Annotated in this window: 13 protein-coding genes; 12 read left to right on the top strand and 1 reads right to left on the bottom strand. The window is 70.2% G+C overall.

Translation table 11 applies throughout. From position 1 onward, the window contains the following. From ligA to ACWCQ6_RS24375, 9 genes are all read left to right on the top strand, one after another. Entirely contained in the window at positions 1-2,193 is a 2,193-nt protein-coding gene (ligA, locus tag ACWCQ6_RS24415) for an NAD-dependent DNA ligase LigA (protein ID WP_451092488.1), read from the top strand. A 344-nt stretch (positions 2,194-2,537) separates the two neighbouring features. Further along, positions 2,538-4,697 (top strand): putative bifunctional diguanylate cyclase/phosphodiesterase, encoded by a 2,160-nt coding sequence (locus tag ACWCQ6_RS24410; RefSeq protein WP_451092486.1) that lies wholly within the window; start codon positions 2,538-2,540, stop codon positions 4,695-4,697. A gap of 378 nt (positions 4,698-5,075) precedes the next feature. Then, positions 5,076-5,372 (top strand): Asp-tRNA(Asn)/Glu-tRNA(Gln) amidotransferase subunit GatC, encoded by a 297-nt coding sequence (gatC, locus tag ACWCQ6_RS24405; RefSeq protein WP_015036350.1) that lies wholly within the window; start codon positions 5,076-5,078, stop codon positions 5,370-5,372. 6 nt (positions 5,373-5,378) lie between these two features. Continuing rightward, positions 5,379-6,881, top strand: a complete 1,503-nt coding sequence (gene gatA / locus ACWCQ6_RS24400) for an Asp-tRNA(Asn)/Glu-tRNA(Gln) amidotransferase subunit GatA (protein ID WP_451092484.1) — start codon at positions 5,379-5,381, stop codon at positions 6,879-6,881. Beyond that, positions 6,878-7,117 (top strand): hypothetical protein, encoded by a 240-nt coding sequence (locus ACWCQ6_RS24395; RefSeq protein ID WP_451092482.1) that lies wholly within the window; start codon positions 6,878-6,880, stop codon positions 7,115-7,117. Before gatA ends, ACWCQ6_RS24395 begins: the two co-directional genes overlap by 4 nt. A gap of 15 nt (positions 7,118-7,132) precedes the next feature. After that, positions 7,133-8,641 (top strand): Asp-tRNA(Asn)/Glu-tRNA(Gln) amidotransferase subunit GatB, encoded by a 1,509-nt coding sequence (gatB, locus tag ACWCQ6_RS24390; RefSeq protein ID WP_451092480.1) that lies wholly within the window; start codon positions 7,133-7,135, stop codon positions 8,639-8,641. Between the two features lie 176 nt (positions 8,642-8,817). After that, positions 8,818-10,938, top strand: coding sequence for a phosphocholine-specific phospholipase C (locus ACWCQ6_RS24385; RefSeq protein WP_451092478.1), 2,121 nt, complete (start codon positions 8,818-8,820; stop codon positions 10,936-10,938). A gap of 198 nt (positions 10,939-11,136) precedes the next feature. Beyond that, positions 11,137-13,374: an MMPL family transporter gene (locus ACWCQ6_RS24380; RefSeq protein ID WP_451092476.1), complete on the top strand. Its 2,238-nt coding sequence runs from the start codon at positions 11,137-11,139 to the stop codon at positions 13,372-13,374. After that, a complete protein-coding gene (locus tag ACWCQ6_RS24375; protein WP_451092532.1) occupies positions 13,374-13,928 on the top strand; it encodes a GNAT family N-acetyltransferase in 555 nt (184 codons plus the stop codon). The genes ACWCQ6_RS24380 and ACWCQ6_RS24375 overlap by 1 nt, the downstream gene beginning before the upstream one ends. 22 nt (positions 13,929-13,950) lie before the next feature. Here ACWCQ6_RS24375 and ACWCQ6_RS24370 read toward each other — a convergent pair whose 3' ends face one another. Then, positions 13,951-16,440, bottom strand: coding sequence for a helix-turn-helix domain-containing protein (locus tag ACWCQ6_RS24370; RefSeq protein WP_451092474.1), 2,490 nt, complete (start codon positions 16,438-16,440; stop codon positions 13,951-13,953). Positions 16,441-16,699: 259 nt separating this feature from the next. Between ACWCQ6_RS24370 and ACWCQ6_RS24365 the strand changes: the two genes are divergently transcribed. The 3 genes from ACWCQ6_RS24365 (at position 16,700) to ACWCQ6_RS24355 (ending at position 19,458) form a co-directional block, all read left to right on the top strand. Next, the gene (locus ACWCQ6_RS24365) at positions 16,700-16,930 is read left to right on the top strand and encodes a hypothetical protein (protein ID WP_451092472.1); all 231 of its coding nucleotides are present in this window, start codon (positions 16,700-16,702) and stop codon (positions 16,928-16,930) included. 69 nt (positions 16,931-16,999) lie between these two features. Next, the gene (locus ACWCQ6_RS24360) at positions 17,000-18,256 is read left to right on the top strand and encodes a serine hydrolase domain-containing protein (RefSeq protein ID WP_451092470.1); all 1,257 of its coding nucleotides are present in this window, start codon (positions 17,000-17,002) and stop codon (positions 18,254-18,256) included. A gap of 110 nt (positions 18,257-18,366) precedes the next feature. Next, positions 18,367-19,458: an alpha/beta hydrolase gene (locus ACWCQ6_RS24355; protein WP_451092468.1), complete on the top strand. Its 1,092-nt coding sequence runs from the start codon at positions 18,367-18,369 to the stop codon at positions 19,456-19,458. The last annotated feature ends 128 nt before the right edge of the window (positions 19,459-19,586 follow it).

The following is a 19,586-nucleotide window of genomic DNA, read 5'->3' as shown; positions in this document are numbered from 1 at the left end:
ATGGCCGGCGAACAGCAGACGGCGATGCCCGCACAGGTCCAGGAGCAGCACGCGCTCCTGGCCGAGCAGGTCGAGGAGCACCGCTTCCGGTACTACGTGAACGACCAGCCGGTCGTCAGCGACGCCGAGTTCGACCGGCTGATGCGCGAGCTGGAGGCGCTGGAGGAGGCCTATCCGCAGCTGCGCACGCCGGATTCGCCGACGCAGAAGGTCGCGGGCCCGTACCGGACGGAATTCACCTCCGTCGAGCACCGCGAGCGGATGCTCTCGCTGGACAACGCCTTCGACGACCTGGAGCTGGCCGCCTGGGGCGAGCGGATCGCCAAGGAGGTCGGCACCACCGACTACCACTTCCTGTGCGAGCCGAAGATCGACGGTCTGGCGGTCAGCCTCACCTACGAGCACGGGCGGCTGACCCGGGCCGCCACCCGCGGCGACGGCCGCACCGGCGAGGACATCACCCCCAACGTCCGTACGATCGCCGAGATCCCGCACCGGCTGAAGGGCGACCGCGTCCCGGCGCTGGTCGAGATCCGCGGTGAGGTCTTCTTCCCGATGGAGGCCTTCGAGGAGCTGAACGCCCGGCTCGTCGAGGCCGACGACAAACCGTTCGCCAATCCGCGCAATGCGGCGGCGGGTTCGCTGCGACAGAAGGACCCGAAGGTCACCGCCACCCGCCCGCTGCACATGGTGGTGCACGGCATCGGTGCCCGCGAGGGCTTCGACATCGACTGCCTCTCGCACGCCTACGAGCTGCTGCGCGAATGGGGCCTGCCCACCGCCAAGTACAACAAGGTGGTGGATTCCCTCGACGGGGTGCGGGAGTTCATCAGGTACTTCGGTGAGAACCGGCACTCCGTGGAGCACGAGATCGACGGAGTCGTCGTCAAGCTCGACGAGATCCCGCTCCAGGGCCGGCTCGGCTCCACCTCGCGCGCCCCGCGCTGGGCGATCGCCTGGAAGTACGCCCCGGAGGAGGTCAACACCAAGCTGGTCAACATCCGGGTCGGCGTCGGCCGGACCGGCCGGGTCACGCCGTACGCCCAGGTCGAGCCGGTCGAAGTGGCGGGCTCCGAGGTGGAGTTCGCCACCCTGCACAACCAGAACGTGGTAAAGGCGAAGGGCGTCCTGATCGGGGACACGGTGGTGCTCCGCAAGGCGGGCGACGTGATCCCGGAGATTCTCGGCCCGGTCGTCGACCTCCGCGACGGCACCGAGCAGGCGTTCGTCATGCCGGCCGAATGCCCCGAGTGCGGCACGGAGCTCAAGCCCATGAAGGAGGCGGACGTCGACGTCCGCTGTCCCAACGCCCGTTCCTGCCCAGCCCAGTTGCGGGAGCGTCTCGCCTATCTCGCGGGCCGCAAGTGCCTGGACATCGACCACTTCGGCTATGTCGCCGCCGCGGCCCTGACCAAGCCGCTGGAGCCCACCGAGCCGCCGCTGCGCGACGAGGGCGATCTTTTCGGGCTGACCGTCGAGGAGCTGCTGCCGATCCGGGCCTATGTCCGGGACCAGGACAGCGGGCTGCCCAAGCGCGACCCGAAGACCGGCGAGGAGAAGACCGCCTGGGTCTTCGCCAACCAGCAGGGCGAGCCGAAGAAGAACGCCCTCGCCATGCTCGACGCCATCGCCGCGGCCAAGGAGGCGCCGCTCGCCCGGATCCTCACCGGGCTGTCCATCCGGCACGTGGGACCGATCGCGGCCGCGGCGCTGGCCCGTCAGTTCCGCTCCATCGACCGGATCGACGAGGCGACCGAGCAGGAGCTGGTCGAGGCCGACGGGGTCGGGGCCATCATCGCCACATCGGTGAAGCAGTGGCTCGCCGAGGACTGGCACCGCGAGATCCTGCGCAAGTGGCGGGAGGCCGGGGTCCGGATGGCCGATGAGGAGGCGGGGGAGGAAACGGGGCCGCGCCCGCTCGAAGGGCTCACCGTCGTCGTCACCGGCACGCTGGCCGGCCACACCAGGGATGGCGCGAAAGAGGCGCTCCAGAGCCGCGGAGCGAAGGTGACAGGTTCCGTTTCGAAGAAGACCTCCTTCGTGGTCGTCGGTGACAACCCCGGTTCGAAGTACGAAAAGGCCATGCAGTTGAAGGTGCCGGTGCTGGACGAGGACGGCTTCGCCGTACTGCTCGAACAAGGTCCGGATGCGGCACGTGAGGCGGCCGTTCCGGTGGGGGAACCGGCGGAATAGGACAGATCCCTGTCATGGACCGGCGGCACGGGGTGGGGACTTGGCACAGGACGGCTCGGTGGCCACAGGACGAACAAGGAGGCGGGTGAGGGGCGCAGCCGGACAGACGGGGGCAAGTCCTTCGCGTGGTGTCCGGTTCACCCGGTCGGCGCATAGCAGATGCTGACGGATGGTCGGTTCGCATTCGGGCAAGAGCGTCAGAGCGCTGCCCGTAGATGCCTTCCGCGCCCTACTGTTGAGACGTGCACCTGCCGTGCCCGGTCGCGGGGTGGGAAACCGGGTCGTGGCGGCGTGGAACGGAACCATCGGGTGACATCGGCACCGCCGGCTGTGAGAGGGACGGAATGAAACCGACCGAGAGCGCCGCACCGGTGTCGCGGCTGCAAGGTTTCGTCGGCCTCACGCCAAAAGTGGGTGCCGTTGTCATCGCGATCGCCGTTGTGCAGATCGCGACCGGTTTCTACCTGACCGTGAGCGAAGGGCACGCGCTCTTCCCCGATGGCAGAGCCGGCTGGTCCCTCGCCGTCCTGACCGGGATCATCGTCGGCCATCTCGTCGCGCTCGGACGCGACCGCTGGTGGGGAGGCACCGGTTCCGGTGCCTCCCTCACCCTGGCCGTGCTGCTGCTCTACGGCTGGGTGCCCGCCGGACTGGTCAGCCTGGTCGTCGTCGTCCTCGTCGGCGTCGCCCGCAGACACCGCTGGTGGCTGGGGCTGCTGCACGGCGCGGTGGACATCCTGGGGATAGGCGCGGCGGCTCTGGTGCTCGCCGCGTTCGGCGAGGCGCAGACCGTCGAATCACCGTGGCAGCCACTCGACTGGGGCATCGACGCCGCCCCGGAGGTCCTCCTGGCCGCCTCCGCCTATCTCCTGGTCACCCGGGCCCTGCTGTGGTACGCCCGGACCCCCCAGGGCGGCGGACTGTCGACCGTCTCCCGCACCGCCCTGCTGCGCCAGGGCCTGGTCGCGGTCGCCCTGCTCGGCATCGCACCGCTGATCTGCGTCGTCGCGATGGTCGCCCCCCTGCTCCTGCCGCTCTTCGCGGTCCCGCTGATCGCGCTGGATTCCGCCCTCTGGATCGCCCGTGCCCGAGCCGAGGAGCAGTTGCGCGACCCGCTGACCGGACTGCCCAACCGGCAGTGGCTGCTGGAGCGCACCTGGTCGGCCCTGGAGGACGCCGAATCCGTCGGTGCCAGATCCGCTCTGGTCCTGATCGACCTCGACCGTTTCCGCGCGGTCAATGACACCCTCGGCCATCTGGCGGGGGACCGGCTGCTGTTGCAGATAGCGGAGCGTCTCCGGCTCGCGCTGCCCCGGGGCGCGGAGGCCGCGCGGCTCGGCGGCGACGAGTTCGCGGTGCTCCTGCCGACCGCCGACTCCACCACCAGCGCCCAGCGGGTCGCCCGTCATCTCGTCGCCGAGCTTTCCTCCCCGCTGGATCTCGACGGTCTGACCCTGGTGCTGGAGGCCAGCGCCGGAGTCGCCGTCTACCCGGACCACGCGCTGGACGCCGAAGGACTGCTCCGGCGCACGGACATCGCGATGTACCAGGCCAAGCGGGACCGTACGGGCGTCGAGGTCTACGAGTCGAAGCGGGACAGCAACACCCCGGACCGGCTCGGGCTCCTGGGCGATCTGCGCCGCGCGCTGGACGCCGGCGAGGTCGAGCTCCACTACCAGCCGAAGGTCCGCTTCGACGGCAAGGTGGCCGGCCTCGAAGCCCTGGTGCGCTGGGTGCACCCGGAGCGCGGCAGGGTCCCCCCGGACGAGTTCATCGCCATCGCCGAGTCGTCCGGCCTGATGCCGCACCTCACGGAGTACGTCCTGGAGACGGCGCTGGCCCAGGTCGCCCGGTGGCGGGCGCAGGGCCTGTTCGTCCCGGTCGCCGTCAATGTCTCCCCGCGCGATGTCCACACCCCCGGGTTCGCGGGCGGCGTCGCGGCCCGGCTCGCCCGGCACGGCGTCCCGGCCGGGGCACTGCAGCTGGAAATAACGGAACACGTGCTGCTGGAGGACCCGCAGCGCGCCGCCGACACCCTCGCCGGACTGACCGGGCACGGCGTGAAGATGTCCCTCGACGACTTCGGTACGGGGTACTCCTCACTCGTCCATCTGCGACGGCTTCCGGTCAGCGAGCTGAAGATCGACCGCTCGTTCGTCGCCCGGCTGGCCGTGGACAACGAGGACGCGGAGATCGTCCGCTGCACGATCGACCTGGCCCACTCGCTCGGTCTGCTGGTCGTCGCGGAAGGCGTCGAGGACGACGAGACCTGGGAGCGGCTGCGGGATCTGCGCTGCGACGCGGTGCAGGGATGGCTGGTCGCCGCGGCGATGCCGCCGCAGGAGACCACGGCCTGGCTGCGGGCGCGGGGCCGGCACGGCTGGCGGCGGCCGGCCGAGCTGGCGGCAGCGGCAGCCGCCGCGGCGGCAGCGGCCGGTGCGCCGCCGGAGCTGGAGCAGCGGCCACCCAACCGGGCGGTCGATTCGCGGCCCGCGACGACCTGAGCCGGCAGGCGACCTGAGCCAGCAGGGGCCACCGGGGCCCGCGCCCGGTGGCCTTTCGTCCTCGGGCGCGAGGCAGGGCCGAAGGTGGCGAGGGAGCCGGAAATCCTCGTCCGACCAGGGTGTTCGCCCGGGTGGCGGGAGTGGTGGCGGGCGACCCCATAGGATTGGGAGTCGGCGGCACATTTCCACCTGCCGCGCGACGCCTGGCACGCACGCTCGCCGCGTTGCCGAATCGCCCACGTGGCTCCGCCACGAGGGCGCTCCGGCGCCTTGCGATCGCACGCACCGGACGCCGCGCGGCCCGTCCTTCGGACGGACGGTGGAAATGTGCCGCCGGCCCCCGGCCAAAACCACACACCAACCCCTGAGGATCGCTGCATGCCTGGCATCACGCGCGAGGAGGTCGCCCACCTCGCCCGGCTGGCGCGTCTGGAGCTGAAGGGCGAAGAGCTCGATCACTTCGCCGGTCAGCTCGACGACATCATCGGCGCGGTCGCCCGCGTCTCCGAGGTCGCCGACCAAGACGTACCGCCGACCTCCCACCCGCTGCCGCTGACCAACGTCATGCGCGCGGACGAGGTCCGTCCGTCGCTCACCCCCGAGCAGGCGCTCTCCGGCGCCCCGGCCCAGGAGCAGCAGCGTTTCAAGGTGCCGCAGATCCTGGGGGAGGACTAAACAGCCATGACGGACAACAGCACCATCATCAAGCTCACCGCTGCCGAGATCGCCGCGAAGATCGCCTCCGGCGAGCTCACGGCCGTCCAGGTCACCGAGGCCCACCTGGCCCGGATCGACGCGGTCGACGAGAAGGTCCACGCCTTCCTGCACGTCGACCGCGAGGGCGCGCTCGCGCAGGCCCGTGCCGTCGACGCCAAGAAGGCGGCCGGCGAGAAGCTCGGCCCGCTGGCCGGCGTCCCGCTCGCGCTCAAGGACATCTTCACCACCGAGGACATGCCGACCACCGTCGGTTCCAAGATCCTCGAAGGCTGGATCCCGCCGTACGACGCGACCCTCACCAAGAAGCTGAAGGCCGCCGACGTCGTCATCCTCGGCAAGACCAACATGGACGAGTTCGCCATGGGGTCCTCCACCGAGAACAGCGCCTACGGCCCGACCGGCAACCCCTGGGACCTCACCCGCATCCCGGGCGGCTCCGGCGGCGGCTCGTCCGCCGCGCTCGCCTCGTACGAGGCTCCGCTCGCCATCGGCACGGACACCGGCGGCTCCATCCGCCAGCCCGCCGCCGTCACCGGCACCGTCGGCGTCAAGCCCACCTACGGCGGCGTCTCCCGCTACGGCATGGTGGCCTTCTCCAGCTCCCTGGACCAGGGCGGCCCCTGCGCCCGTACCGTCCTGGACGCGGCCCTGCTGCACGAGGCGATCGCCGGGCACGACCCGATGGACTCGACGTCCATCGACGCCCCGGTCCCGCCGGTCGTCGAGGCCGCGCTGAGCGGCAGCGTCGAGGGCATGCGCGTCGGTGTCGTCAAGCAGTTCACCGGTGAGGGCTACCAGGCAGGCGTCGTCCAGCGCTTCAACGAGTCGGTCGAGCTGCTGAAGTCGCTCGGCGCCACCGTCGTCGAGCTGGACTGCCCGTCCTTCGACCTCGCCCTGTCGGCGTACTACCTGATCGCGCCGTCCGAGTGCTCCTCCAACCTGGCCCGCTTCGACGCCATGCGCTACGGGCTGCGCGTCGGCGACGACGGCACGAGGTCCGCCGAGGACGTCACCGCGCTCACCCGCGAGGCCGGCTTCGGCGACGAGGTCAAGCGTCGCGTCATCCTCGGTACGTACGCACTCAGCTCCGGCTACTACGACGCGTACTACGGCTCGGCGCAGAAGGTCCGCACCCTCATCACGCAGGACTTCGAGAAGGCCTTCGAGAAGGTGGACGTCATCGTCTCCCCGACGACGCCCACCACCGCCTTCCCGATCGGCGAGCGCGCCGACGACCCGATGGCGATGTACCTCGCGGACCTGTGCACCATCCCGACCAACCTCGCGGGCAACTCCGCCATGTCGCTGCCCTGCGGCCTGGCCCCCGAGGACGGCCTGCCGGTCGGGCTGCAGATCATCGCCCCCGCCATGAAGGACGACCGTCTCTACAAGGTCGGAGCCGCCGTCGAGGCCGCCTTCGTGGAAAAGTGGGGTCACCCGCTGCTGGAGGAGGCTCCGTCGCTGTGAGCGCACTGACCAAGGCCAAGGGCTTCAAGAAGTCCAAGACCGGTACGTACCTGTCCATCGGCACCACCGCCTTCGGTGCGGTCGGCGTGTACAAGCAGGCCAAGAAGGCACGCCACGAGCACGACACGCTCCGACTGATCGACGCCGTTGTCTCCGCCGCCGCCATCGCCACCGGTGTCGCCCTGCTGCTGCGCGAGCTCAAGCGCCTCGGCGATGACGACGTACTGCTGGGCTGAGAGGGAAGTTTCACCGTGACTGTCACCGACCTGGTGTCGTACGAGGACGCGCTCGCGTCCTACGACCCCGTCATGGGCCTGGAGGTCCATGTCGAGCTCGGCACCAAGACCAAGATGTTCTGCGGCTGCTCCACCGAGCTCAAGCAGGACGCCAACTCCCAGACCTGCCCGGTCTGCCTCGGCCTGCCCGGCGCCCTGCCGGTCGTCAACGAGATCGGCGTCGAGTCCGCCATCAAGATCGGCCTCGCGCTGAACTGCGAGATCGCCGAGTGGTGCCGCTTCGCCCGGAAGAACTACTTCTATCCGGACATGCCGAAGAACTTCCAGACCTCCCAGTACGACGAGCCGATCGCCTACAACGGCTATCTGGACGTCCAGCTGGAGGACGGGGAGACCTTCCGGGTGGAGATCGAGCGCGCCCACATGGAGGAGGACACCGGCAAGTCGACCCACGTCGGCGGTGCCACCGGCCGTATCCAAGGCGCGTCCCACTCCCTGCTCGACTACAACCGCGCGGGCATCCCGCTCATCGAGATCGTCACCAAGCCGATCGAAGGCGCGGGCGCACGGGCCCCCGAGGTCGCCAAGGCGTACGTCGCCGAGCTTCGCGAGCTCATCAAGGCGCTCGGCGTCTCCGAGGCCCGCATGGAGATGGGCCAGATGCGCTGCGACGTCAACCTGTCGCTGCGCCCCAACGGCACCGAGACCTTCGGTACGCGCTCCGAGACGAAGAACGTGAACTCGCTGCGTTCCGTCGAGCGTGCCGCCCGTTTCGAGATCCAGCGCCACGCGGCCGTGCTCTCCTCCGGCGGCACGGTCGTGCAGGAGACCCGGCACTTCCACGAGGAGGACGGCTCCACCACGGCCGGCCGCATCAAGGACAACGCCGAGGACTACCGCTACTTCCCCGAGCCCGACCTGGTACCGGTCGCCCCGGCCCGCGAGTGGGTCGAGGAACTGCGCAAGGGCCTCCCCGAGCTGCCGCGGCTGCGCCGCAACCGGCTGAAGGAGGAGTGGGGTGTCTCCGAGCACGACATGCAGTCCATCCTCAACGCCGGCGCGGTCGACCTGATCGTCGCCACGACCGATGCGGGCGCCCCCTCGGACCAGGCCCGCAAGTGGTGGATGGGCGAGCTGGCCCGTAACGCCAACGAGACCGGCCGCGGTCTCGACGAGCTGCCGATCACCCCGGCGCAGGTCGCCAGGGTGGCCGAGCTCGTCGCCTCGGGCGACCTCAACGACAAGCTGGCCCGCCAGGTCATCGAGGGCGTCCTCGCGGGCGAGGGCGACCCGGACACCGTCGTCGAGAAGCGCGGCCTGAAGGTCGTCTCCGACGAGGGTGCGCTGTCCACGGCCGTGGACGAGGCCATCGCGGCCAACGCGGCCATCGCGGACAAGATCCGTGGCGGCAAGGTCGCGGCGGCGGGCGCGCTCGTCGGCGCGGTCATGAAGGCCACCCGCGGCCAGGCGGACGCGGCCCGGGTGCGTGAGCTGATCCTGGAGAAGCTCGGCGTCGAGGGCTGACCCCTCCGCGCAGGCATGTCCCCGAAGGGGCGGCGCACCCGTGAGCCGGGTGCGCCGCCCCTTGGACTTCCCGCGGGACCTGTTGGACGTTCACCACGCAGCCGTACGAAATCCTTCCCCGCGCCACCCGCCCTGATTAGCTTCCCGGCTGTACGACAGGACTCGGGAGGCTCAACTTGACCACGGACATTTCACGGCGACGGCTCCTCGCGCTCGGCGGCGGTGCGCTCGGCGCCGCGGCGGCGGGGTCGCTGCTGCCGCCGTCGCTGCAGGCCGCGATCGCCGCGCAGCCGGCACACCCGGCGGGGTCCAAAGGCCGTGACGGGCTCGGAGCCATCAAGCACGTGGTGATCCTGATGCAGGAGAACCGTTCCTTCGACCACTACTTCGGGACGCTCCGGGGCGTACGCGGCTTCGGTGACCGCAACGCCGTCGAGCTGCCCTCGGGCAAGCCGGTCTTCGAGCAGCCCGCACCGCTGGGCACCTCCGTGCTGCCGTTCCCGGTGCGCGACGCCGCCGAGACGCAGAAGAAGGACCTCCAGTACATAGGCGCGCTCGACCACTCCTGGAGCGGTGGCGGCAAGGCGTGGGCCGGCGGGTGGATGAACGGCTGGGTGACCGCCAAGACGGCCGCCACCATGGCGTACTACGACCGCCGCGACATCCCGCTCCACTACGAACTGGCCGACACCTTCACGGTCTGCGACGCGTACCACTCCTCCATCCACTCCTCCACGAGCCCCAACCGCAACCACCTGTGGAGCGGAAAGACGGGCTACGAACCCAACGGCAAGCGGGCCGTCGGCAACGACGCGTACAACGAGGCCACCCACCCCGGCTACGACTGGGGCACGTACGCGGAGCGGCTGGAGAAGGCCGGGCACAGCTGGCGCACGTACACCGAGTGGGAGAACTTCACCGACAACCAGATCGAGTTCTTCGCCACCTTCAAGGCGGTCGCCCGCAAGGCGCTCGCGAAGACCGGCGGCCACACCTTCATGGAGTCGTTCTACGCCGCGGTGCGTGACGCGGACGCCGCGGAGCGGGAGCGGCTGCTCGGCCTGCTGGAAGAGGGTGTCGCCACCCTCGGCAAGGCCGAACGCAGCCTCTTCGAGCGGGGGTTGCGACGGGTGGAGACCGGAACGCTGGCCGACGAGTTCGCCAAGGACGTGGCCGCGGGCACCCTGCCCGAGGTCTCCTACCTGGTGCCCTCGGCCGTCGACTCGGAGCATCCGAGCGTCTCCTCGCCGATCCACAGCGCGACGATCGTCTACAAGGTCCTGGACGCGCTGGGCAAGCACCCCGATGTGTGGCGGCACACCGCCGTCTTCATCAACTACGACGAGAACGACGGCTTCTTCGACCACGTGCCGCCGCCGGTCGCCTCGCCCGAGGTGACCGAGGAGCAGTGGGAGGGCAAGCCCACCGGTCTCGGCATGCGGGTGCCGATGCTCGTCGTCTCTCCGTGGACCATCGGCGGCCATGTCTGCTCCGAGGTCTTCGACCACACCTCCGTCATCCGCTTCCTGGAGCGCTGGACCGGGGTGAAGGAACCCAACATCGGCGACTGGCGGCGCACTGTCACCGGCGATCTGACCTCGGCCTTCGACTTCTCGCGGGCACGCCGCCGCCCCGAGGTGGAGCAGCCGGGCGCCATTCCGCCGTTCAGCGGCCGCTGGGCGCCGAAGCCGCCGCTCGTGCAGCAGATGCCGGTGCAGGAGCCGGGCGCGCGTCCGGCACGCGCGCTGCCGTACCAGCCGGACGCGCAGGCGAAGCCGGTGGACGGCGCGGTGCAGGTGGCCCTCAGCAACACCGGGCGCTCGTCGGCGCACTTCGCGCTGTATCCGTACGCGGGTGAGTTCCCCGTACCGCAGCACCGGGACGTGAAGGGTACGGCGCAGTGGACGGTGCCCGTCACCGGCGAGGCGTACCGGTTCACGGTGACGGGGCCGAACGGCTTCCGCCGCGAGTTCGCCGGGGCTGCGAAGGACGGCGCCCCGGCCGAGGTCGCCTCGCGGATCGACGCCCATGAGCGCGATCTGCATCTCACGCTGCGTAACACGGGGCGCACGACGCTCACGTTCACCGTGCGACCGCTGGGCTACGTCGACGAGGCGGACCTGCGGGACTGGACCCGGACCGTCAAGGTCAAGCCGGGGCGCAGCCGCACGGTGGTGCACTCGGCGGCCGACGCACACGGCTGGTACGACCTGGCCGTCACCGTCGACGGGGACGACAGCTTCCGGCGCCGCCTGATGGGACACATCGAGAACGGCCGGGCGAGCGTCTCGGGCTGATCCGGATCCGGGAGGCGGGGTGCCGCGGATCGTCCTACGGCGCGGCGCCCTGCCGGAAGGCGCTGTGAATAAGACCACGAAAGAGGCAAAGGATCACATTAGGGTGCCAGAGTTGCGGTTCTAAGGCCATGCGTTCTTTGCAGGTAATCCATGCTTTGTTCCGGCAAAGGGCCACGAACCAGGCAGGGAGCACGTCCGTTGGCTGCCATCGCCCGCTGGTGCATCAGGCACCGCCTCGTCGCCGTTCTCATCTGGCTGTTCGCCCTCGGCGGCACGGCCACCGCGGCGGGCTTCGCGGGCTCCGCATACTCCAACGACTACGAGGTGCCCGGTACGGAGTCCGGCCGGGCCACCGAGCTCCTCAGGAGCGGCTTCACGGATCTCGGCGGTGACACCGACACCATCGTCTGGCACACCTCCGACTCCACCGTGCGGGCCGACGACGTCCGCCAGACGATGACCCGGACCCTGCACGAGGTCGAGGAACTGCCCGGGGTCGGCGCGGTCACCGGACCGTACGGGGCGTCCGGCACCGCACAGATCAGCGGCGACGGACACACCGCCTACGCCACGGTCACCTTCGACCAGCCGGTCGAGGACATCCCGGTGCAGCAGGTCAGTGCGGTCGTGGACACCGCGAAGGCGGCCGCCGGGGACCATCTCCAGGTGGAGCTGGGCGGCCCCGCCGTCGCCCTCACCGAGGCACCCTCCATCCACCTCAGCGAGGCTGTCGGGGTCGTCGTCGCGGCGGTGGTCCTCTTCCTCGCCTTCGGCTCGCTCGCCGCCAGCATGCTGCCCATCGCCACCGCGCTGGTCTCCGTCGGCACCGCCTACGCGGGCACCGTACTGCTCGGCCATCTGATGACCGTCGCCGACTTCGCGCCGATGCTGGGCATGCTGATCGGGCTCGGCGTCGGCATCGACTACGCGCTGTTCATCGTCACCAGACACCGCAGCGGACTGCGCAGAGGCATGTCGGTCACCGAGGCCGCGCAGCACGCCGTCGCGACGACCGGCCGCGCCGTCGTCTTCGCCGGGGCCACCGTCTGCATCGCACTGCTCGGCATGCTGATCCTGCAGCTCGATTTCCTCAACGGTGTGGCGATCGCCGCCTCGCTCACCGTCGTCCTGACCGTGGCCGCCTCCGTGACCCTGCTGCCCGCCCTGCTCTCCTTCATCGGCCCGCGGGCGCTGAGCCGGCGCGAGCGCAGACGGCTCGCCGAGCACGGCCCGCAGCCCGAGCCGCCCACGGGCTTCGCGGCCCGCTGGTCCGCCTTCGTCGAACGCCACCCCAAGCTGCTCGGGGCGTTCGCCGCCGTGGTGATGCTGGTCCTCGCGCTGCCTACCTTCTCCCTGCATCTGGGCACCTCCGACCAGGGCAACAACCCCGCCTCGTCGACCACCCGGCAGGCTTACGACCTGCTGGCCGACGGATTCGGCCCCGGCGTCAACGGGCCGCTGACCATCGCCGCGCAGCTGGACGGCGCGGACGACCGGCTCGCGATGGACGCCCTGCCCGCCACCCTGCGGTCCACCGAGGGCGTGGCCTCGGTCGGCCCGGTCACGTACAACAGCAGCGGCAGTACGGCCTTCGTCACCGTCGTACCGAAGTCGTCGCCGCAGTCCCAGGAGACCAGCGAGCTCGTGGACCGGCTGCGTACGGACGTCATACCGAAGGCCGAGGAGAACAACTCCCTCCAGGCCCATGTCGGGGGAGTGACCGCCAGCTACGACGACTTCGCCCAGATCATCATCGGCAAACTCCCGCTCTTCGTCGGCGTGGTCATCGGGCTCGGCTGTCTGCTCCTGCTGCTGGCCTTCCGGTCGATCGCCATCCCGCTGAAGGCCGCGGTGATGAATGTGGCCGCCGTCGCCGCCTCGTTCGGGGTCGTCGTCGCGATCTTCCAGTGGGGATGGGGGAGCGAACTGCTGGGGCTCGGCAGCGCGGGGCCCATCGAACCGTTCCTGCCGGTGATCATGGTGTCCGTGCTCTTCGGGCTCTCCATGGACTACCAGGTGTTCCTGGTGGGGCGGATGTACGAGGAGTGGCTGGAGACCGGTGACAACCGGCGGGCGGTCCGGGTGGGCCTCGCCGAGACCGGCCGCGTGATCAACTCCGCGGCCGTGATCATGATCTCGGTCTTCCTCGCCTTCGTCCTCAGCGGGGACCGGGTCATCGCCATGTTCGGCATCGCGCTCGCCGCGGCCGTCCTGCTGGACGCCTTCGTCCTCCGTACGCTGCTGGTTCCCGCGCTGATGCATCTGCTCGGCGGAGCGAACTGGTGGCTGCCGCGCCGACTGGACCGGCTGCTGCCACGGATCAGCATCGAGCCGCCCGAGTCCGGGCCGCCGCATGCGAAGATCCCGCAGGCGGCGCAACCCGCGGAGGTGGCGCAGACCGAGCAAGCGATGGAAGCGGTTCGAGAAGGAGCATGATGTTCGCGATATCCCTGGGCGACGACGGAGCGGAACTGCGTCCGCTGGAGATCTGGCAGGCGCAGGAGTTCCTCGACCACATGGACCGGGCCCGGGAGCTCGTCGATCCGTGGATCCCCTTCGCCTCCTTCGCCACCGACCTGGACTCGGCGCGTGCGCTGCTGCGGCGGTACGCGGAGAAGCAGGCGGCGGACACGGGGCGGATCTACGGCATCTGGCTGGAGGGCACGCTCGTCGGCGGTGTCCTGTTCCGGATCTTCGACGCGGAGTCGGGGAACTGCGAGATCGGCTGCTGGCTGGAGCCGGCGGGCGAGGGGCGCGGCCTGATCACCCGGGCGTCCCGGAGGCTGATCGACTGGGCGGTCTACGAGCGCGGCATGCACCGCGTGGAGTGGGTCGCGTCCGCCGCGAACACCGCCAGTATCGCCGTGGCCAAGCGGCTCGGCATGACACGTGACGGGGTGCTGCGCGAGAGCTATCTCTACCGGGGCGAGCGGCACGACTCGGAGATCTGGTCGGTGCTGGCCCCGGAGTGGCGGGCGCGGAAGGACTGAGCGCCGGCCGTGCCGGTCGGTCTTATGCCCTGGGGCCGAACCGGGCCGGTGCGTACTTGCTCTGGTGCTCGCGGTACGAGCGGGCGAGGTGGTGCTGGAGCCGGATGTGGCGAAACTGGTACACCGCGCCGGTCTGGCGCAGGACGCCCCTGCGGTAGGCGTCGTCCAGGAAGGCCACCGTGTCCCAGGGCAGCTTGCCGGTCAGGGGCAGCCAGACCCGCGACAGGACCAGCCACCGCCCCCAGGCGGTGAACGAGAGCGCGTACGAGCACGTACCGCCGATCCCTCCGACGGCACCGATGACGAGCCCGCCCTCCACGTTCCAGACCAGTGGTCCGAGGATTCCGTCGAGCAGGTCGGTGATCAGATGCCCGCCGACCGCGATCGCCAGGGTGAGCATCGGTACCAGTACGAGAACCTGCCGGAGCACCGTCGCTCGGTTCGCGGCCAGCAGGCCGGCCGGGGTGGCCGCGGAGGCGACGTCCAGCGGCGCTTCGAGCACGGCCGTGATGCCGAAGACGAGTCCGGCGCCCGCGCCGAAGATCAGGCCGAGGACCAGCATGTTGATGAGGGTGCCCTTGATCACCAGCTCGTTCGCGAGCGGGATCCCGTAGTACAGCCAGCGCTGCAGGGCGAGGGCACTGGCGCATCCGGCGCCCATCACGAATGCGCCCGGCAGAACGGCGCCGAACCTGGCGACGAACGTACGCACCGGTCTGCGGCCGACGCCGGTTCCCCCGCCGGGCAGCCGCAGCCGCACATGGGCGGGTTCGAAGGCCGTGGAGCCGAACCGGACCAGGATCGCGTGGACACACCCGAAGGCGAGACCGGCGACCACCCCCATCGAACCGCCCGACATGAGGGCCTCGCCGACCGGGAACGGCAGGTTGATCAGGCTGACGAACCACACGGCGAGCGCGACGCAGAGAGCCGAGGACACCGCCACCGACAGCAGCCGAGTGGACAGCCGCAGCGAATCACCGATCCGCCACCACGCGAGGTCCTGCCGGTCGCCGTCGAGCCGGGCCAGATGGTGGGCGAGATGGCCGAGCCAGCGCTCGGCGCGCTCCGGATCACGGTGCCGCTCCCGGCGACGGGTGGCGCCGCGCTCGGCGACGCGGCGCCGGTAGACCGTCGGCACGAAGCCCGCCAGCAGATGTTCTTCGAGGGAGTTCTCGTCGGGGAAGCGCTCGACGTCCAGCAGCTCCGCCGGATTCCTGTCGGGCGCCTCGCTGTACATCGTCCGCGCCAGGATGATCATGAGCGGGGTGCTCAGGACGCTGGCCAGGGGGGTGGCCGCCCCGCTCTCCCGGGCGCGCAGCCGGTCCAGTAAGGGGGTCCAGACCGCCGCGCTCCCGCCGTCGCCGCGGGGGACCGGCCGGGCCGTCCGGGGCAGGTAGGCGGCGAGGTCGTCGAGGGTGAGATCGGTGAGTTCGAGGCCGGCGGCCCAGACCAGCGGGGCACCGGCCTCCTGGACGGCCTCGGTGTACTCGCCGCGCCGGCTGGTCAGGACGAGCGGGAGCGAGGTGGTGTTGAGCACCTCCAGGGCCGTACTCCGCAGCCCCTCCGCGATCTCGTCGAACCCGTCCAGGACCGGCAGTACGAGATCCGCGTCGACCAGGGCGGCCGCCAGCGTCGACCCGTCGGGCGCCCGACGGGTGAGATGCGGGTGGTCGCGCACCAGCCGGTCGATCAGCCAGTCCCGCAGCGCGACGGCCGTGGGATCCCAGGAGCCGATGCTGAAGACCACCGGCACCCGGTCGTGCGGCTCCCGGGCCTCCAGTTGGTCGAGGACGAATCTGATCGTCAGGATCGACTTGCCGGACCCGGCCCGGCCAAGGACCACGAGCCGCCCGGACCCGATCCGCCGGTAGACCTCGGCCACGCTGCCCAGATCGCCGCTCAGGTCCATCGGATCCGGCGTCGCTCCCGGCGGCAGACGCTGAATGTTCTCCGAATGATCGGTCAGCGATTCGGGGGCGTCCTGCCAGCGCACCGGAAGCGGAAAAGGGTCGTGCACCCGGCGGTGTTCCTCCTCGCGCTGCCAGCGACGCCGGATTTCCCGGGCCAATTCGGTGGCGGCGGTGAAAAGTTCACCGTGAACGGGTGAGCCGACAGGAGTGGGGCGGATTTTTGGCCCGGAATGCTGCCCGGGAGTCCGGCCGGTGACCTGCCCGTAATTCTGCACGGAATTCTGTGCGGGCAGGGGCGCGGGCGCGGATTCCGGTACGGATGCGGGGGCGGATTCCGGTACGGATACGGGCTCGGGTTCGCCGGCCGGTTCGGCCTTCGGCTTCGCGAGCGTGGCGGCGAGCAGCTTACGGTCCTCGGGTCCGGCCTCCAGCGCGTCCGCCAGCAGGTTCACCGTACCCAGACGGTGATCGCTGGATCTGCCGTTCTCCAGTCTGCGGATCGTACGCACGCTCACTCCGGACCGTGCCTCCAGCTGCTCCTGTGTCAGCCCCGACCGATTGCGTAGCCGACGCAGCAAAGTGCCGAGCTGATCCGCCACTTCGACATCCCTCCACCACCGTGCGCGGTCGCGACGACCCTACCGGTGACGACCGGTCATATATGGCCGGTCGCCTGTCCTGTTCGCCGAATGGCGTGAACAGCACGATCAGTGGTGCCCGGCAGGTGCGCCGACACGGGGCGGCGCAACCCGCCGGGCATCCGGGAAGCAGATGGCGTCGATGGGGCCGGACCGGCACCGGTATCGGACCTGATCGCCTCTCATGACTTTCTCCTGCTACGACTCATGAGGAGTTGACATGGCCTATCGATTCTGGTGCGGGGAATGCGGATTCAAGACGCCGTGGCTCGCCGAGTCCGAGGGCGCGCAACGCCAACTGGAGCACTACACCAAGCAGCACCCGGGAATTCTCGCCGGTGGTCATGTGGAGACCAACCGGAAAAGTCCGCAAGGCAACGGACTCGGCTGCCTTCAAGTGGCAGGAATTCTCGTCCTTTTGCTGTTCATCGCGGCCGCGTGCCAGCGCTGAGGCGCGGCCGAATCCCACCAGACAGCCGGAATGACCGATCGACCGAAAGGGACAGGAAAGAAAATGAGCATGCGTGACGATTCCGGAGCAGGCATCGAGGCCGGCCCGGCGAACCGGTCCACCGATGGCGCGGCCCGACGCTCCTCGCGGATGCGCGGACACCGGCGCCGGCTGCTGCCGGTGGCCACCGCGGCCTGCCTGCTGATGACCGGGGTCGGCACGGCGACCGCCGCCGCTCCGGCCATCGGCTCCTCGGCCACCCGCTCCACGGCCGCCGCCCGGACTCCGGCCGACATCCTGCAGGCCGGTGCCCAGCAGGGGGTTGCCGACGGGTACCCGGGAGTGATCGGCATGGTCCGGCAGGGCGACACCGCCCAGTACGTGCACGCGGGTGTCGGTGACCGCGTGACCAAGGTGCCCGCGGACCCGAAGGCGAAGTTCCGGATCGGCAGCAACACCAAGGCGTTCATCTCCACCGTGCTGCTCCAACTGGAGGGCGAGAAGCGGCTCTCGCTGGACGACACCGTCGCCCGATGGCTGCCGGGGGCGGTCGCCGCCAACGGCTACGACGGCTCGAAGATCACAATCCGTCAGCTCCTCAATCACACCTCGGGCCTGCCCGACTACTTCAGCTCGGTGCAGATCCACGGGCCGTACTTCCTCAACCTCAACCCGAGGGAGGCCATGCCGCCGCAGACCCTGGTCAACGTGGCTCTCGCGATGCGCGCGCCGACGAGCGCGCCGGGGGAGAAGTTCGGCTACTCCAACACCAACTATGTGCTCGCGGGCATGGTGATCAAAGCCGTCACCGGCTCCGAACCGGCCGCGGAGGTCCAGCGGCGGATCATCGAGCCGCTCGGTCTGCGTGACACCGGCTTCCCCACATCCGACCCCGCGCTCTACGGCAACTACCTCCACGGCTACGCGATCCGGGCGATCCTGATCAACGACGCCACGGTCTCCAACGTGCAGGTCTTCGGGAGCGCCGGTGCCATGGTGTCGACCATGGACGACCTCACCACCTTCTCCCGGGCGCTGCTGACCGGAAAGCTCCTGGAGCCCGCGCAGATGGCCGAGCTCAAGACCACCGTGCCGGTGACCGCCGACACCGACTACGGGCTGGGCATCAAGCACATGAAGCTGCCTTGCGGGAAGTGGGCCTGGGGGCACAACGGCGCGGTGCTCGGCTACTTCAGCGGGTGGCTGAGCAGCGAGGACGGCACCGAGCAGGTGGCGCACGCGAACAACGAGTTCCATCTGCTCGGCGGTACGCCGGGACAGGCCCATACGGGCAAGTCCATGACGGACGCGTTCTGCGCGCTCTGAGGACCGCGACCGGAAGGGCTCTCCCGGCGGCCGGGCCGACACCCGGCCCGGCCGCCGGGCCGGGACCTTCACCCACAGCGAGAGCCGCGTGCTCTCGGAGAGGACACCCCATGAGAACACCGCTGACCAACTGGCGGGCGCGGACGAGGACGGCTGTCGTCGCCGCCGCGCTGACCGTCACCGCGACCCTCACCGCCCCGCTCGCGCATGCGGAGAGCGCCGCCCCTCCGGTGCTGACCGACGGGTTCGGCCTGACCCAGGTCGCCGGGGGCACCGAGGTGCACTCGGACACCGACTTCACCATCACCGTGACCACCCCGCAGGTGGCCGGGAAGCACAAGATCCGCATCTTCCTGCCCAGCGGCTACCGCACCGAGCCCGGCAAGCGCTGGCCGGTGGCGTACTTCCTGCACGGCGGGCCCGGAAACCCGGACGATGCCGCGGCCGCCCCGGCGCTGCGTTCCGACTCGATGATCACCGTCGTGCCGGACGGCGGCCGCAAGGGCTGGTACGCCGACTGGCTCATGCAGAACACCGCCGAGGGCGCCGCGAACTGGGAGACCTTCCACCTGAAGCAGGTCGTTCCCTTCATCGACGCCAATCTGCGCACCATCGCAGACAAACAGCATCGGGCCGTCGTCGGCCTTTCGATGGGCGGGTTCGGCGCCCTGCACTACGGCGAGGCCCGCCCCGACCTCTTCGGTCACGTCGCCTCCCTGTCCGGCGGCATCGACTTCGGCATGGCGGAGGTCCGCGCGGCGGTCCTGGCCACGGAACTCAACATCACGGGCGCCTGGTGTGCCGTGAGCACCTCCACCCCGCCCGGGACCGGCCGGTGCACCGGTTACGGGCCCACGGTCGACAGCGATGCGATCTTCGGCTCCCCGTACCCGGTGCTGAACGCGGACCGGATCTGGAAGGCGGTCGACCCCGCCGCCACGACCAACCTGGCGAAGCTCGCCGGTGCCGAGCTCACGCTCTACACCGGCGACAACGACGTGATCGACCACTTCACCGCGATCGCCGCCAGGAACGTCAAGACCCGCATGGACGCGCTCGGTCTGCCCAGCCGCCTCGTCGACTACGGCGACGGGTCGGCGCTGGCGCCCACCTGTGACGGTGGCCACAACTACGGCTGCTGGGCCCCCGCGCTGGCCGACTACATCCCCCGGCTCCAGGACTCGTTCGCCACGGCGGGCTGACCTCCGACGGAATCAGGACCGGCCCCCGGCCGGCCCGGTCATACGGCTCTTGTCGTCCTGGTCACCAGACCCGGGCGGACTCGGTCACCCATACCCAGTGCGCGAGCAGCCGGGGATATCGATCAACC

The organism is Streptomyces sp. NPDC001880 (assembly GCF_053594575.1).
Note: the sequence above shows the minus strand (reverse complement) of the source record. Positions and strands in the feature narration are given on the sequence as shown.